This is a genomic window from Megamonas sp., assembly GCF_986095205.1.
Window position 1 is genome coordinate 1 of the sequence record NZ_CFQVBI010000075.1, and the last position, 1,949, is coordinate 1,949.

A 1,949-nucleotide genomic window follows, 5' to 3' on the forward strand; every position below is an offset into this window, starting at 1 on the left:
AAATGCTACTACAGCTATAGATAATATTGATGGTGGCAATGTTGAAATAATAGCTAGTGAAAATAATTCTATTAATGGATTAGTAAATGCAGAAAATAAAGCCAATACAAAAATTCAAGGTAAAGTAAATTATCTAAAAAATAATAAAGATAATGCGATAGAGTCCAATAACGCTAATGTATTAGTACAAGGTAATGAAAATATAATAGAAGCTACAAAAGATATTTCTACTGTAAATAATGGTATAGTAAATCTTCAATCTACAAATAGTAATATCATAAAGGCTAAAGAATTTGGTGTTTATACTACGAAAAACAGTCAAGTAAATTTAAATACTGTTAATGCAGATAATATTGTATATGTAGATAATGGATATGGAATAAGTGGTAATGATTCAACTATAAATATTAATAGTCAATCAGGGAATAATAGTATAGAAGTAGCTCATGGAATAGCTGTTGAAGCGAATAATGGCAGCAATATTTCTGTAAATGCCAATAAAGGACAAAATAATATAAAAGCTAGTGATACTGCTATTTCTGTAAATAAGAATAATATTGATAAAGATATTACGACTACAAGTATGAATACAGTAATAAAAGTTACAGGAAAAGATAATATTATAAATGCTACTACGGCTATAGATAATATTGATGGTGGCAATATTGAAATAATAGCTAGTGAAAATAATTCTATTGATGGATTAGTACATGCAGAAAATAAAGCTAATACAAAAATCCAAGGTAAAGTAAATTATTTAAAAAATGATAAAGATAATGCGATAGAGTCCAATAATGCTAATGTATTAGTACAAGGTAATGAAAATGTAATAGAAGCTACAAAAGGTATTTTTAATGTAAATAATGGTACAGTAAATCTTCAATCTACAAATAGTAATATTATAAAGACTAAAGAATTTGGTGTTTACACTAAGGAAAACAGTCAAGTAAATTTAAATGCTATTAATGTAGATAATATTGTATATGTAGATAATGGATATGGAATAAGTGGCAATGCTTCAGCTATAAATATCAATAGTCAGTCAGGAAATAATAGTATAGAAGTAGCCCAAGGAATAGCTATTGAAGCAAATAATGGCAGTAATATTTCTGTAAATGCCAATAAAGGGCAAAACAATATAAAAGCAAGTGATACTGCTATTTCTGTAAATAAAAATAATATTGACAAAGATATTGCAACTACAAGTACGAATACAGTAGTAAAAATTGCAGGAAAAGATAATATTATAAATGCTACTACAGCTATAGATAATATTGATGGTGGTAATGTTGAAATAATAGCTAGTGAAAATAACTCTATCAATGGATTAGTAAATGCAGAAAATAAAGCCAATACAAAAATTCAAGGTAAAGTAAATTATCTAAAAAATGATAAAGATAATGTGATAGAGTCCAATAACGCTAATGTATTTGTACAAGGTAGTGAAAATATAATAGAAGCTACAAAAGGTATTTCTAGTATAGATAAATCTGAAGTTAAATTACAGGCTACAGATAGTAATGTAATTAATGCTAAAAATTTTGGTATCTATACTAAAGAAGAGGGCGTAGTAAATTTAAATACTGTTAATGCAGATAATATTGTATATGTAGATAATGGATATGGAATAAGTGGCAATAATTCAGCTATAAATATCGATAGTCAATCAGGAAATAATAGTATAGAGGTAGCTCAAGGAATAGCTGTTGAAGCAAATAATGGAAGTAATATTTCTCTAAATGCAAATAAAGGGCAAAATAATATAAAAGCAAGTGATACAGCTATCTCTGTAAATAAAAATAATATTGATAAAGATATTGATACTACAAGTACGGATACAGTAGTAAAAATTGCAGGAAAAGATAATATTATAAATGCTACTACAGCTATAGATAATATTGATGGTGGCAATGTTGAAATAATAGCTAGTGAAAATAATTCTATTAATG

Annotated in this window: 1 protein-coding gene; it reads left to right on the plus strand. The window is 26.4% G+C overall.

Annotation, left to right across the window (positions count from 1 at the left end; all coding sequences use genetic code 11):
* Positions 1 to 1,949, plus strand: a 1,949-nt coding sequence (locus AC5LAX_RS11260) for a beta strand repeat-containing protein (RefSeq protein ID WP_493263856.1), incomplete at both ends; no start/stop codon positions are given.